14 protein-coding genes are annotated in these 14,317 nt (G+C 58.3%); 11 read left to right on the top strand and 3 right to left on the bottom strand.

Going from position 1 to position 14,317, the window contains the following annotated elements; all coding sequences use genetic code 11:
* Positions 1-4: 4 nt before the first annotated feature.
* Positions 5-1,090 (bottom strand): FAD-dependent oxidoreductase, encoded by a 1,086-nt coding sequence (locus B472_RS13440; RefSeq protein WP_040506112.1) that lies wholly within the window; start codon positions 1,088-1,090, stop codon positions 5-7.
* 164 nt (positions 1,091-1,254) lie between these two features.
* Between B472_RS13440 and B472_RS13445 the strand changes: the two genes are divergently transcribed.
* Positions 1,255-2,016, top strand: coding sequence for an SDR family NAD(P)-dependent oxidoreductase (locus tag B472_RS13445; protein ID WP_019428341.1), 762 nt, complete (start codon positions 1,255-1,257; stop codon positions 2,014-2,016).
* 122 nt (positions 2,017-2,138) lie between these two features.
* On the opposite strand, the gene B472_RS13450 is transcribed toward B472_RS13445, so the two are convergent.
* Together B472_RS13450 and xseA are read right to left on the bottom strand one after the other, a co-directional pair.
* Positions 2,139-2,720, bottom strand: a complete 582-nt coding sequence (locus tag B472_RS13450; protein ID WP_019428342.1) for a superoxide dismutase — start codon at positions 2,718-2,720, stop codon at positions 2,139-2,141.
* 247 nt (positions 2,721-2,967) lie between these two features.
* Positions 2,968-4,323, bottom strand: a complete 1,356-nt coding sequence (gene xseA / locus B472_RS13455) for an exodeoxyribonuclease VII large subunit (RefSeq protein WP_026039819.1) — start codon at positions 4,321-4,323, stop codon at positions 2,968-2,970.
* 417 nt (positions 4,324-4,740) lie between these two features.
* On the opposite strand from xseA, the gene lpxK reads away from it, so the two are divergent.
* The 10 genes from lpxK to B472_RS13510 all read left to right on the top strand — a co-directional run bounded on the left by lpxK (position 4,741) and on the right by B472_RS13510 (position 14,304).
* The gene (gene lpxK / locus B472_RS13460; protein ID WP_019428345.1) at positions 4,741-5,733 is read left to right on the top strand and encodes a tetraacyldisaccharide 4'-kinase; all 993 of its coding nucleotides are present in this window, start codon (positions 4,741-4,743) and stop codon (positions 5,731-5,733) included.
* 23 nt (positions 5,734-5,756) lie between these two features.
* On the top strand, positions 5,757-5,963 hold the full coding sequence (locus B472_RS13465) for a Trm112 family protein (protein WP_019428346.1): 207 nt from the start codon (positions 5,757-5,759) through the stop codon (positions 5,961-5,963).
* 9 nt (positions 5,964-5,972) lie between these two features.
* On the top strand, positions 5,973-6,749 hold the full coding sequence (gene kdsB, locus B472_RS13470) for a 3-deoxy-manno-octulosonate cytidylyltransferase (RefSeq protein ID WP_019428347.1): 777 nt from the start codon (positions 5,973-5,975) through the stop codon (positions 6,747-6,749).
* A 140-nt stretch (positions 6,750-6,889) separates the two neighbouring features.
* Positions 6,890-7,546, top strand: coding sequence for an adenylate kinase (gene adk, locus B472_RS13475; RefSeq protein WP_026039820.1), 657 nt, complete (start codon positions 6,890-6,892; stop codon positions 7,544-7,546).
* A gap of 186 nt (positions 7,547-7,732) precedes the next feature.
* Entirely contained in the window at positions 7,733-8,404 is a 672-nt protein-coding gene (gene lexA, locus B472_RS13480; protein ID WP_026039821.1) for a transcriptional repressor LexA, read from the top strand.
* Positions 8,405-8,907: 503 nt separating this feature from the next.
* Positions 8,908-9,915: a D-2-hydroxyacid dehydrogenase family protein gene (locus B472_RS13490; protein ID WP_026039822.1), complete on the top strand. Its 1,008-nt coding sequence runs from the start codon at positions 8,908-8,910 to the stop codon at positions 9,913-9,915.
* Positions 9,916-10,026: 111 nt separating this feature from the next.
* Positions 10,027-11,547: a 3-hydroxyacyl-CoA dehydrogenase gene (locus B472_RS13495; protein ID WP_019428350.1), complete on the top strand. Its 1,521-nt coding sequence runs from the start codon at positions 10,027-10,029 to the stop codon at positions 11,545-11,547.
* Positions 11,548-11,597: 50 nt separating this feature from the next.
* Positions 11,598-12,377, top strand: a complete 780-nt coding sequence (locus B472_RS13500; RefSeq protein ID WP_019428351.1) for an oxepin-CoA hydrolase, alternative type — start codon at positions 11,598-11,600, stop codon at positions 12,375-12,377.
* Positions 12,378-12,434: 57 nt separating this feature from the next.
* On the top strand, positions 12,435-13,154 hold the full coding sequence (locus B472_RS13505; protein ID WP_026039823.1) for a Crp/Fnr family transcriptional regulator: 720 nt from the start codon (positions 12,435-12,437) through the stop codon (positions 13,152-13,154).
* 64 nt (positions 13,155-13,218) lie between these two features.
* Entirely contained in the window at positions 13,219-14,304 is a 1,086-nt protein-coding gene (locus B472_RS13510) for a phosphotransferase (protein ID WP_019428353.1), read from the top strand.
* The last annotated feature ends 13 nt before the right edge of the window (positions 14,305-14,317 follow it).

The raw sequence follows: 14,317 nt of genomic DNA on the forward strand, positions 1-14,317 counted from the left end.
CGGATCAAGCCAAGCGCCGGACCACTTCGGCCCCAATGGCCAACGAACTGGTCAAACCGGGTGACTCGATGCCCAACAAGTTCACCAAGCCGGGCACACCGTGCTCGGCAGGTCCTTGGATCAGAAAATCGGCCGACGCCTCTGCAGGGCCACTGATCTTGGGCCTGATGCCCGCATAGCCGGGCAACAAAGCGCCATCGGCCAAGCCTGGCCAGTATTTGCGCACCTCGGCATAAAAAGCATCCCCCCGGCTGGGGTCAACTTGCAAATCGGTGGGGTCCGTCACCCACTGCACATCCGGGCCGAACTTGGCTTGCCCTCCCAGATCGAGCGTGAGGTGTACGCCCAAACCAGCCGCTTCAGGCACAGGGTAGATCAGGCGAGAAAACGGCGCTTTGCCGGCCAAAGTGAAGTAATTGCCTTTGGCGTAATGCGCTTGAGGCAACAGATCGGGGTTCAGGCCTGCCATGCACCGGGCCATCGCCACGGCCTGAAGGCCAGCTGCATTGACCAACACCCGGCAAGCCAGCTCGGTGCCATCCTGCGCTTGGACCCGAATCGGGTGGCTGGCCGTGCCTTGATGCAGGCCAATGTGCTGAACGGGCGAGAGCAGCGCCAGCATACCGCCCGCATTTTCCATATCGCCTTGCAGGGCCAGCATGAAACCGTGGCTGTCCACCACGCCCGAGCTGGGAGACAACAAAGCCGCCTCACAGGACAGTGCGGGCTCCAAAGCGATCGCCTCGGCGGCGCTGAGTTTTTGCAGATCGTGAACGCCGTTGGCCGCAGCCTTGCGCATGATGCCGTCCAAGGCCTGAACTTGCTCAGGGCTGGTGGCCACAATCAGTTTGCCCAGTTGCCGATGCGACACGCCCCGCTCACGGCAATAGGCGTAAAGCATGGCTTTGCCTTCCACGCACAAGCGGGCTTTGAGGGAACCTGCGGGGTAATAAATACCGGCATGGATCACTTCGCTGTTGCGCGCACTGGTGCCCGTGCCAATGGCGTTTTCCGATTCAAGCACCAACACCTCATGGCCAGACAAAGCAAGCGCCCGACCCACAGCCAGGCCGACCACGCCGGCACCCATCACGACTGCATCGACTTGTTCCACTTGAGCCCCAAAAGAGTGTTGAAAAGCGTGATTGTGGCGCAGCCCAGTGACCATGCTGGTGCCGGGGCTGACGCCCGCAAGACAGACAGCTGCAGCGCCCCCGTGCAGACTGCAAGCCATACCAACCAGGAGAAACTGACATGTCGTTGTTCAATCTGCAAGGCAAAGTGGCGGTGGTCACAGGCTCCAGCCGGGGCATTGGCCGGTCCATCGCTCACCAACTGGCCAAGGCGGGGGCCAAAGTGGTGGTGTCCAGCCGCAAGCTCGAAGCGTGCGAGGTGGTGGTCCAGGAAATCATGGCTGCAGGGGGTGAGGCCATGGCCATCGCGGCCAGCATTTCCAACAAGGAGCAACTGCAACACCTGATGGCCAAAACCCGCGAAACATGGGGACCCGTTGACATTTTGGTGTGCAATGCAGCCAGCAACCCGTATTACGGTCCGGCCACAGGCATGAGTGACGAGGTGTTTGACAAGGTGATGCGCAACAACGTGTTGTCCAATGCCTGGCTGTGCAATCTGGCTTATCCGGACATGAAAGCCCAAAAGGACGGTGCCATCGTGATCGTGTCATCGATCGGGGGCTTGCACGGTTCACCCGTGATTGGCGCTTACAACCTGTCCAAGGCGGCCGACATGCAGCTGGCGCGCAACCTGGCGGTGGAATGGGGCCCGGACAATATCCGCATCAATTGCATTGCACCGGGATTGATCAAAACCGACTTTGCCAAAGCCTTGCACGAAGACCCGGTGCTGATTGCCAAGTACAACAACGAGACACCCTTGCGCCGCATGGGCGAGCCGGACGACATTGGTGGCATTGCGGTGTTTTTGGCAAGTCCCGCGGGGCGTTACGTGACGGGGCAGACGGTGGTGGCAGATGGGGGCATGATGATTCGCTGACTGTGCTGGGTGCCCGATGCTGCGGGCACCGCAGCGCATGGGCTGTGGTTTGGCTTAGCGCGAACCCTCCAAAAAGCAAAAAGCCCGCATCAGCGGGCTTTTTGTTCTGGGAAAGACTTCGATCAGCCGAAGTTCTTCTCGGCGAACGACCAGTTCACCAGTTTGTCGAGGAAAGTCTCGACAAACTTGGGGCGCATGTTGCGGTAGTCGATGTAGTAGGCGTGCTCCCACACATCGACAGTCAACAAGGCGGTGTCGCCCGTCGTCAAAGGGGTGCCGGCAGCGCCCATGTTGACGATGTCGACCGAGCCGTCGGCTTTCTTGACCAACCAGGTCCAGCCGGAGCCGAAGTTGCCCACGGCGCTCTTGACGAAGGCTTCTTTGAAAGCAGCATAGCTGCCGAACTTGGCGTTGATGGCCGTGGCCAAAGCGCCAGAGGGCTCGCCGCCGCCGTTGGGCTTCATGCAGTTCCAGAAAAAGGTGTGGTTCCAGATCTGCGCAGAGTTGTTGTAAACGCCACCGCTGGACTTTTTGATGATCTCTTCGAGGGACATGCTCTCGAATTCAGTGCCTTTTTGCAGGTTGTTGAGGTTCACCACATAAGCGTTGTGGTGCTTGCCGTGGTGGAACTCCAGGGTTTCCTGGCTGTAATGAGGGGCCAAAGCGTCGATGGCGTAAGGCAGTGCGGGCAAGGTGTGTTCCATGAGGGATCCTTTGGTTGTTGCGGGTTGAAAAAATGTTTGACGCATTTTAGGGGAGCGCGATGCCCCTTACCGTATTCAGGGTCACTCAAGGGCAATGCAAGGACGGGGATTGGAAAAGCATGGCCTTAGAGGGGAGGGCCCAGTGACCCACATCCGTTGTGGGCCGGGGCTTGGGCACCGATTTTGGGTACTCCCTCATGAGGTGCACAGGCCCCGGCCCACAACGGCTGACGTGTTCAGCAAAAACTCAAGGGGTCACGGTCAGCGGCACATCCCCATCCGCCAAAGTCGCTCGAACCGCTTGACCCGGTTGAAACTGCGCGGCATGCGTCAAAGCCTGCCCGTTGTCGTCGCTCAGCCAAGCGTAACCCCGCTCCAGCACCCGGTGTGGGTCCACCGACGACAAACGCAAAGCGGCCCGCTCTAGACGCTGGGCGCGCAGCGGCACCTGCTGAGCCCGGTTAAAACCCAAACGGTCATTCAAGCGGTCCAACTGGTGCGCTTGCCCTGTCAATTGGCTTTGAACTGCACTGTTCAAACGACCGGCCAAGCGGTCCAGCCACTGCTGGTGCTGGCCCAGCAAGGCTTGGGGGCGGCTCAATCGGGTCGCGATGGCGCTCAGGCGTTGGCTCTGGCGCTCTTGCTGACGGAGCAAACCCACGCCCAACCGGGCTGCCACAGCATCCAAGCGTTGCGCTTGGCGGTCTTGCTGGCGAATCAAGCCCCGGCTCAAGCGATGCTCCAGCACCAACAGTGCTTCAAGGCCCACGCCACGGTCGGTCGCAGCCATCTCAGCCGCCGCCGTGGGCGTTGGGGCGCGCACATCGGCCACAAAATCAGCGATGGTGAAGTCGGTCTCGTGGCCCACGCCGCAAATGATCGGCACCGGACTTTGAGCCATGAACCGGGCCAAGTTTTCGTCGTTGAAAGACCACAGGTCCTCCATGGCGCCACCACCGCGCACCAACAAGATCACGTCCACGGGGGGGCACAGCGGGTTGTCCTCTGCCGTGAGGGCGTAGATGTTTTGCAAAGCCTGTACCAGCGTGGCCGCAGCACCAGCGCCCTGCACCAAGGCCGGGGCCATGAGCACAGGGATGTGCGGCACGCGCCGCTGCAAAGCCGTCACCACGTCGTGCCAAGCTGCAGCCCCCAGCGAGGTCACTACCCCAATCGCTCGGGGTTGGGCGGGTAACGCCCGTTTGTGGAGGGGGTCAAACAAGCCTTCGGCTTCCAGCTTGGCTTTGAGGCGCAAAAACTGCTCAAACAAAGCACCCTGCCCGGCCCGCTCCATGGACTCGACGATCAACTGCAGGTCACCACGGGCCTCGTAAACGCCCAGGCGACCCCTCACCTCCACCAATTCGCCATCGCGGGGGACAAAACCCATCAAGCTGGCCGCACGCCGAAACATGGCACAGCGAATCTGCCCCGTTTCGTCCTTGATTGAAAAATAACAATGCCCACTGGCTGCGCGCGCAAAGCCCGAAATCTCGCCCCGCACGCTGACGGGGTTGAATTGACCGTCTAAAGCATCAGCAACGGCGCGGCACAGTGCAGAAACTGTCCACGCACGGGGCGTCAATTCGTTGTTTTCAGACATGGGCTCAGGTTTGATGGGTGTTTGAAGCACATTTCAAGTGAGAGATCAGGCCGTGTAGGGCCAAGTACTCCACAAGCCAAGGCAGTGGTTTGGTTTTCAAGGGGTTTCAAAAATGATCTTAATGAATTTATGCAAGTCATTGATCTCATGAAACATTTTAAATTTTTCAGTGTGAATTTCGCCAGCTAGCTCTGTACCTGCGTATTCAAAATCAGACCGCGTGGAAAAGTTTTACACAAAGTTATCCACAGCTGGCCGAGTCAGTCGCATCGCCCACATTTTCATGCATGCTCGCAGCATCGGTTCACGGATAATCAGGGTCAACATGACCGCCACTCCGTTCACTTTGACCGCCAAGAACAACCATTCTGTGCGGAGATTTTCACACTTTGCGAATCAAAACGTGCCGGGGTTGGCATGTTGGTGAGCCGTTGGTTGCACCTGAACCTGCCCAAAGTGTGGCGGTCGCGCAACGGGCTGGCCCGTTTGCTGCTGCCTTTGTCCGTTTTTTTCGCCAGTCTGTTGGCCATTCGTCAAGGTCTGTACCGTCTGGGCTTGTTTCGAAATGTCCGTTTGCCGGTGCCCGTGGTGGTGGTGGGCAACGTGGTGGCCGGTGGCGCTGGGAAAACCCCTTTGACCATGGCGATTGTTCAGCACCTTGTTGCACAAGGTTGGCACCCTGGCGTGTTGTCTCGGGGCCACGGCAGACCGACACAAGACACCTGCGCTGTTCAGTCCAGCAGCACCCCTGCAGAGGTGGGCGATGAGCCCCTGCTGATCCACCAAAAGACCGGGGTGCCGGTTTGGGTCGGTCCCAAGCGCGCCGATGCCGGACTTGCCTTGCTGCAAGCGCACCCGGAAACCGACATCCTGGTTTGCGACGACGGTTTGCAACATCGAGCTTTGGCCCGGGACATTGAAGTTTGTGTGATGGACGAACGTGGCATTGGCAACGGGTGGTTGATGCCTGCGGGACCGCTGCGAGAAAACTGGCCCCGAAAGGTGGACCTGTTGCTGCACACCGGCCAGAACGACGTGGGTGGTGGATTCCAAGCCCGAAGACAGCTTGCGGACTGGGCCGTGGATGGCCAAGGTCGCCGGGTGGCGCTGGACAGCCTGAGGGGCCAACCCGTTGATGCCTTGGCCGGTCTGGCCAGACCCGAAGGTTTTTTCAATTTGCTTGGCGACAAGGGCTTGTCGCTGCACCAAACCACCCCCCTGCCCGATCACTTTGACTTTGCGGCTTGGCCAAAAGCCGCCTTGCTGCGCCCCTTGCTTTGCACCGAAAAGGACGCTGCCAAACTTTGGCAGCACCAAGCTTTGGCCTTGGCTGTGCCATTGGAGCTGACACCAGAGCCCGCCTTTTGGTCGGCGCTTGACCGCTTGATGGGGGCTCTGCCCAAGCGCTGACAAGCGCCCGTTATCATTGCACCATGGACATCAAATTGCTTGAATTGCTGGTTTGCCCAGTCACCAAAGGCCCGCTCAATTTTGACCGTGAGCGTCAGGAATTGCTCTCGCGCAGTGCCCGCTTGGCCTATCCGGTTCGCCAAGGCATACCGATCTTGCTTGAAAACGAAGCACGCACCTTGAGCGACGAAGAAATAGACAAACTTGCCGCTTTGCGGCCACCGCTTTAAGGCGTCCGCATGAAAGAAAGCGCAACAGCGTCGCGGTTCACGGTGGTGATCCCGGCTCGCATGGCTTCCAGCCGATTGCCCAACAAACCATTGGCCGACATTGTTGGCTTGCCCATGGTGGTTCGGGTTGCCCATCGCGCTCAGCAATCACTGGCAAGGCAAGTGGTGGTGGCAGCAGACGATGCGCGCATCGTGCAGGCCTGCCAGTTGCATGGGGTGACCGCTTTGTTGACGCGCCAGGACCACTTGAGCGGCAGCGACCGTTTGGCCGAGGCCTGTCAATTGCTGGGGCTTGAAGCAGATGAAGTGGTGGTCAACGTGCAAGGCGATGAGCCTTTGATACGCCCAGAACTGATCGACGAAGTCGCCTTGTTGCTGACGCATCGCCCTGAGGCGAGCATGAGCACTGCGGCCCATGCCATCGGTTCACTGGAGGAGTTCACGAACCCCAATGTGGTCAAACTGGTCATGGATGCTCGCCAATTGGCGCTTTATTTCAGCCGAGCACCGATTCCCTGGTGGCGTGATGGCGCCCCCAACGCTTCTCTGCACACTTTGCCCAACCCTGCCCCTCTGCGGCACATTGGTATTTACGGTTACAGGGCAGGTTTTTTGTCACTTTTCCCTACTTTGCCGCCCGCCCCCTTGGAAACCATGGAGTCCCTTGAACAGCTCCGCGCCCTTTGGCACGGTTACCGCATTGCGGTTCATGTGACCCCACAAGCCCCAGGCCCTGGCGTCGATACACCCGAAGATCTGGAGCGCGTCAGGCAAATGCTGGGCTGATGGGCAGATGATTTTCAGCGCCCAAACCCCCATTGGCTCGTAAGCCAGCTTTGAGGATTGCGTGATATTCTTGAAAAGTAGATGCATCTGGTCTTTTGGCCGGATCGACCAAAATAAACACCAACGACAAGGACCCCCCCATGAGACTGATTCTGTTGGGTGCACCCGGCGCCGGCAAAGGTACGCAAGCCACCTTCATTTGCCAGAAGTTCAATATCCCTCAAATTTCGACCGGCGACATGCTCAGGGCAGCGGTCAAAGCGGGAACCCCCTTGGGCCTGGAAGCCAAATCCGTGATGGAATCCGGTGGTTTGGTCAGTGATGAACTGATCATCAACTTGGTGAAAGAACGCATTGCGCAAAATGATTGCGCCAATGGTTTTTTGTTTGACGGGTTCCCCCGCACCATACCTCAAGCAGACGCCATGAAGGCTGCGGGCGTGAAGCTCGACTATGTGCTTGAAATTGATGTGCCTTTTGACGCCATCATTGAGCGCATGAGCGGCCGTCGCTCACATCCCGCATCTGGCCGCACTTACCATGTCAAGTTCAACCCGCCCAAAGTGGCCGGCATGGACGATGTGACGGGTGAACCGCTGGTGCAACGTGCGGATGACTTGGAAGAAACCGTCAAAAAACGCCTGGAGGTTTACAGCGCCCAAACCCGTCCTTTGGTGGACTATTACGCCTCTTGGGCCCGAACCGACGCGGGCATTGCCCCCAAATACCGCGCCATCAGCGGCACCGGCAGTGTGGAAGACATCACCGTTCGGGCTTTTCAGGCGCTGTCGGCCTGAACCGGATTGCACGATACGCTGCCACTTTCGCAGCACCTTCTTGTCAAAGCCCCGTTCAGGGGCTTTGTTGTTTTCAGGGCCGGATGGCACGACATGGAAAATTTTGATGGAAACTGCTTGCACAAATCAAAAAGCTGGTTAAAAATACAGTCACTGGATGAAAAAACAGCCATTCACGGAGACACCATGACCGACAGCCCCAAACTGACCGCACGGCAACAAGAAATTCTGGAGCTCATCCAGAACACCATCGCCAACACCGGCGCGCCTCCTACGCGCGCTGAGATCTCCAACATTCTGGGTTTCAAATCAGCCAACGCAGCCGAGGAACACCTCAAAGCATTGGCTCGAAAAGGCGCCATCGAGCTGGTCAGTGGCACCTCACGCGGTATTCGTCTCAAAGGCAACAACCGCAACAGCCAGCGGGCCAACAGCGACCTCTTCAGCCTGAGTTTGCCCGGCTTGGGCCAACTTTGTTTGCCTTTGGTGGGCCGGGTTGCGGCGGGGTCGCCCATCTTGGCCCAAGAGCACGTTGACCGCTCTTACCAAATCGAGAGCAGCTTGTTCTCAACGCAACCCGACTACCTGCTCCGTGTCCGAGGCATGTCCATGCGAGATGCAGGCATCATGGATGGCGATCTTTTGGCCGTCAAATCCACCAAAGAGGTGCGCAACGGGCAAATTGTGGTCGCCCGGTTGGGCGACGAAGTCACGGTCAAACGCCTCAACAAAACCGCCAGTGGCATTGAACTTCTGCCCGAAAACCCCGACTACCCCACGATCCGCGTTCACCCTGGTGAACCCTTTGACATCGAGGGTTTGGCCGTGGGCTTGATCCGGAACAGCGCCTTGATGTAAAGCATTTGTCTTGCGTGCAGGTGGCGGGCGCTGTTCAACAGCCCTGAACGCAAAGACTCTTTTGTGAAATCCTGTCTGTGTCCAACCTCCATGCTTTTGAAAGGTTTCACATGGGAATCGCTCTGCTTGCTCTTTCTGGTTTTTTCAAGGCTTTTTCGGGTGCCAAAAACCAGAGACCTTCAACCACTCCTCGCTCATCTGGCCGCCTTCACCCCAGCTGGGCCACCAGAACGGGCGTTTGTGCCACACCGGTCTCCAAAGTCACACCCACTGTGACCAAAGCCCCATGCCTGAAGGTATTGAGGGTGCGCGAATCCGGTGATGGACCTCAAACTTCAGGGAGAATGGTGATTTCTGGCCGCATGGCCGACGTCTGCGCCGAACTGGACCGACTGGCCGCACTCGAAATGCGTCATCTGAGCCATTGATTCACAAGACAATGGGCAAGCCATTGTCTTGCCCAGCCGCTCAAATCCTTTGATGGACAAGGCACAATGTCGGGCATGAACATTGTGATCCTTGACGACTACCAAGATGTCGTCCGCAAACTTGAGTGCGCGTCCAAGCTCGAGAACTATTCCGCCAAGGTCTATACCAACACGATCAAGGGCATCGGCCAACTTTCAGTCAGGCTGAAAGACGCTGACGTACTTGTTCTGATTCGCGAGCGAACCGCACTGAATAAGGCCCTGATAGAGAAGCTGCCCCGTCTCAAACTGATCGCGCAAACGGGTCGAGTGGGTGGCCACATTGACTTGGCAGCCTGCACCGAGCGGGGCATTGCCGTGGCAGAGGGTGTCGGCTCACCCGTGGCACCGGCTGAATTGACATGGGCATTGACCATGGCCGCTGCCCGCAGGCTTCCGCAGTACATCAGCAACCTGAAACATGGCGCCTGGCAACAGTCTGGCCTCAAATCCAGCGCCATGCCCACCAACTTTGGCATGGGGACGGTTCTAAAAGGAAAAACACTGGGCATCTGGGGTTACGGAAAAATTGGCCAAATGGTGGCGGGCTACGGCCGTGCTTTTGGCATGAATGTCCAAATTTGGGGCAGCGATGAATCCAGAATTCGCGCCGTCAAAGACGGTTTGACCGCTGCAAGCAGCCGCGAATCTTTTTTTGAAAATGCCGATGTTTTGTCGCTGCACTTGCGTCTGAACGAGGTGACCACAGGCATCGTGACTGCCGAAGACTTGGGCCGAATGAAACCCACGTCGCTCTTGGTCAATACCTCACGCGCAGAGCTGATTGAGCCCACTGCGCTGATCGGTGGCCTGAACCGCGGTCGGCCAGGCTTGGCCGCCATCGACGTCTTTGAGTCAGAACCCATTTTGCAGGGATCGGCCCTCCTCAGGCTGGAAAACTGCATTTGTACCCCGCACATCGGTTACGTTGAAAAAGACAGCTACGAACTTTACTTTGGCACGGCTTTCGACAACGTCGTGAACTACATCAAAGGCACGCCCACCAACATCGTGAACCCCGGCGCCTTGCAAGTTCGTCGCTGAAAGCCGCTTCATAATTGGCTGTTTTGTTAACTACTGACAGATTCCCCTGTCTGACAACCTTCTGAATCCAAAAACGACCCTGATCAGGGCTTTCGGCCCTGCCACACAACAATGACCGTTTCATTTCAAAAAGTCGCCGTGATTGGCGCAGGGGCCATGGGCCGGGGCATCGCCCAAATCGCAGCACAAGCCGGAAGTCAGGTTTGGCTTTATGACACCCAGCCTGAGGCCATTGCCAAAGCACGTCTCGCCGTGTTCCAACAATGGGACAAGTTGCAGGAAAAAGGCCGCCTGACAAGCGAAGCCGTGGAGGGGTATAAAAGCCGTTTGCGGGCTGCCAGCAGCTTGCAAGACTTGGCCGAATGTGATTTGGTGGTCGAAGCCATCGTCGAAAAGCTCGAGATCAAGAAAAGCCTGTTCATCGATTTGGAAAAGGTGTTGAACCCCGAGGCCGTCTTGGCGACCAACACGTCATCGCTGTCGGTCACGGCCATTGCAGCCGCGCTGCAATGCCCAGCACAATTTGCGGGTTACCACTTCTTCAATCCCGTGCCTCTCATGAAAGTGGTTGAGGTGATTGCGGGTCTTAAAACCAACCCGCAGGTGTGCGAGCGCCTGACCGAATTTGCCCGCCAAATGGGCCACACGCCTGTGCAGGCGCAAGACACACCCGGCTTCATTGTCAACCACGCAGGTCGCGGTTATGGCACCGAAGCGCTGCGCATCGTGAGCGAGGGCGTGGCCGATTTCGCCACGATCGATCGCATCTTGCGTGACCAAGTGGGTTTCAAACTCGGCCCCTTCGAACTGTTTGATTTGACGGCACTGGATGTCTCGCACCCTGTTATTGAAGCGATCTACCACCAGTATTACGAAGAGCCTCGCTACCGTCCCAACGTGATCACCGCCCAGCGCTTAGCAGGTGGCGTGGTCGGCAAAAAAGTGGGCGAAGGCTTTTACAAATACGCAGAGGGCGTGGCGCAAGTGCCCGCCGAACCGCCTGTCCCCGTGGTTGAGAACACCCCGCCGGTTTGGGTCTCGCCTCGAGCCGCACGCCGCATGGAATTGCTGCAACTCTTGAAAAACCTCGGCGCACACATTGAAACCGGTGCATCGCCCTCACCCGAGGCCCTCACGATCGTGGCACCACTTGGTTTTGACATCACCACCGTGGCTGTGGTCGAGCGCTTGGATCCGGCCCGCACCGTCGGCATTGACATGTTGTTTGACGACGGCGCCACCCAGCGCCGTGTGTTGGCCACCAACCCCGCCACCCGCAACGACATGCGCGACGCTGCGCATGCGCTGTTCGCTCGCGACGGCAAAGCGGTCTCCGTCATCCGCGACAGCGGGGGCTTTGTGACTCAGCGCGTGGTGGCAACAATAGTCAACATCGCGTCCGACATCTGTCAACAACGCATCTGCAGTCCGCAAGACCTGGAAACAGCGGTCACCTTGGGCCTGGCCTACCCCATGGGCCCACTGGCCATGGGCAACCGCTTGGGGCCTGACAGCATCCTTGAAGTTTTGTTCAACCTCCAAACCGTCTATGGCGACCCACGCTATCGCCCCAGCCCTTGGTTGCGTCGCCGTGGCGCCATTGGCCTGTCCCTCATGCACACCGAAGAATGAGGCCTTTGTTCAACCGTGCTTCGGCGCTGAATCCGGCTTAAGGAAACAACATGACTGCCCAACTGCTCAGTACCAGCGAAGGCCAGACTCTGGTCCTGACCCTCAGCAACCCTGAGTTTCGCAACGCACTCGGCCCCGAGATGTACGCCGCTGGCGTCGAAGCCTTGAGCGTGGCCGAATCCAGCGCCGATGTGCGCAGCGTCGTGATCACGGGTGCCAATGGCATTTTCAGTGCAGGTGGTAATTTGCAGCGCCTGCAAAACAACCGGCAGTTGCCACCCGAGCACCAAGCGCAAAGCATCGAAGGCCTGCACAACTGGATCGAAGCGATACGCACCTTCCCCAAGCCCGTGATTGCGGCCGTTGAAGGTCCTGCCGCGGGTGCGGGTTTCTCTTTGGCGCTGGCTTGCGACATGATCGTGTCCGCACGCAACAGCGTGTTTGTGATGGCCTACAGCTCGATCGCCTTGTCGCCCGATGGCGGTGGCAGTTGGAGCCTGTCTCGCGCCATGCCGCGACAGTTGGCCACTGAATTGCTGATGTGTGGCGAACGCATCGGGGCCGAGCGCCTGCAGCAATTGGGCGTGGTGAACCGTTTGGCCGAAGCAGGCCAAGCACTCCAGCAGGCATTGGATCTGTGCGAAAAAATCAATGCGCGGGCACCCAATGCCTTGGCCAGCATCAAAGAATTGATGGCAGACGCGGATGGCAGCTGTTTGAATGCCCAGCTGGCCCGCGAACGCGACCACTTTGTCAAAAATCTGCACCATGCCAATGCTGGCATCGGCATTTCTGCTTTCTTAAACAAGCAAAACCCTCAATACAACTGAGTCGCCTGGTCCCCCAGGCGACATAAATCTGAACACCAGTCACTCAAAGGACAGAGCATGGACGAACCGATTCTGACAATGGAGGAAAGAGAAGCGATCAACAATGGTCGCTGGTTTTCTACCCTCTCCCCTTCACTTCGTCACGACATACTCCGATGCGCCTACGTCAAACGCCACAAAGACGGCGACATGCTTGCAGCACGCGGCGATCCACCCGAACAGTGGTTTGCCTGTGCCAAGGGGGCGGTGCGCGTGAGTTCAACCTCGGTGTCGGGCAAACAGATCACACTGACCTATGTGGAGCCGGGGATCTGGTTTGGCGATGTGTCGATTTTCGACGGAGACCGGCGCACACACGACTGCTATGCACACGGCGACACCACCACCTTGAACGTGGCCAAGGCCGACTTCAAGAAAATCCTGTCTCAGCACGTCGAGTTTTACGATGCCATGCTGCGTTTGCATGCTCGGCGCATTCGCCAGCTCTACGGCTTGGTGGAAGACCTCAACACCCTGCCCTTGCGGGCCCGGCTGGCCAAACAGCTCAATCACTTGCTGCGCAGCTACGGCGTGCCCAGTTTGTCGGATGCCAAGGCGATCCGAATCAGCTTGCAGTTGGCCCAAGAAGAGCTGGCCCAGCTGCTGGGTGCATCGCGCCAACGGGTCAACCAAGAACTCAAGCAAATGGAGCGCGAGCAGATCATTCGCATAGAGCCGGGCGGCTTGGTGGTGCTGGACCGCGATGCACTGTTGCTGATCGTGAACGCCGACCACTGACACCGGCAGGCTTTTCAACACCTCCGCACCGAACTGCGGCACAAGACTTAGAACGGGTCCACCCATGAGTGCTTTTGATCATTTTGTGGGGACCCGGCCTGTCACGGGTTCTCACGCCTTCGATATCTCGGCGCTTGAAACTTGGCTCAGCGCCAAGCTTCCCGGTTTTTTGGGCCCTTTGAGCGTGGAGATGTTCAAGGGCGGTCAATCCAACCCGACTTACAAGCTCATCACCCCATCGCGCCAATACGTGATGCGGGCCAAACCCGGCCCCGTTGCCAAGTTGTTGCCATCAGCGCACGCGATCGAGCGCGAATTCGCGGTCATGCAGGGCCTGCACGGCACCGACGTGCCGGTGGCCCAGATGCATGTGCTGTGCGATGACGAGTCCGTCATTGGCCGGGCGTTTTATGTCATGGATTTCGTGCCTGGCCGTGTGCTGTGGGACCAGTCTTTGCCTGGCATGACACCCGCCGAGCGCGGAGCGATTTACGACGAGATGAACCGGGTGCTGGCGGCGCTGCACAGGGTCGATGTGGCCAAACAAGGCTTGGCCAGTTACGGCAAGCCTGGCAATTACATTGAGCGCCAGATTGGCCGCTGGAGCAAGCAGTACGCTGCGTCCATCACGCAGCCCATCCCCGAGATGGACCGATTGATCGAATGGTTGCCGAAAAACATTCCCGACAGTGCCAAAGACGAATCCTTGGTCGGCGTTGTACACGGTGACTACCGGCTGGACAACCTGATGTTCCACCCCACAGAGGCCCGCGTGCTGGCGGTGCTCGACTGGGAGTTGTCCACCTTGGGGCACCCTCTGGCCGATTTCAGCTACCACTGCATGGCTTGGCACATCCAACCGGGCACTTTCCGAGGGATTGGTGGGCTCGACCTGGCCGCACTGGGCATCCCATCTGAAGCCGAATACATTCGCCGCTACTGTGAGCGCACCGGATTCACGACGCCAGAAGCTTTGGCCAAGGACTGGAACTTCTACCTGGCCTACAACATGTTCCGCATTGCGGCCATCTTGCAGGGCATTGCCAAACGTGTCGAAGACGGCACCGCATCGAGCGATCAAGCCAAAACCTCAGGCGCAGGCGCCAGGCCCATGGCCGAATTGGCTTGGCGATTTGCCTGCCAAGCCTGATTCTTTTATTACC

Origin of the sequence: Limnohabitans sp. Rim28 (genome assembly GCF_000293865.2) — a bacterium.
Lineage (GTDB): Bacteria > Pseudomonadota > Gammaproteobacteria > Burkholderiales > Burkholderiaceae_C > Limnohabitans_A.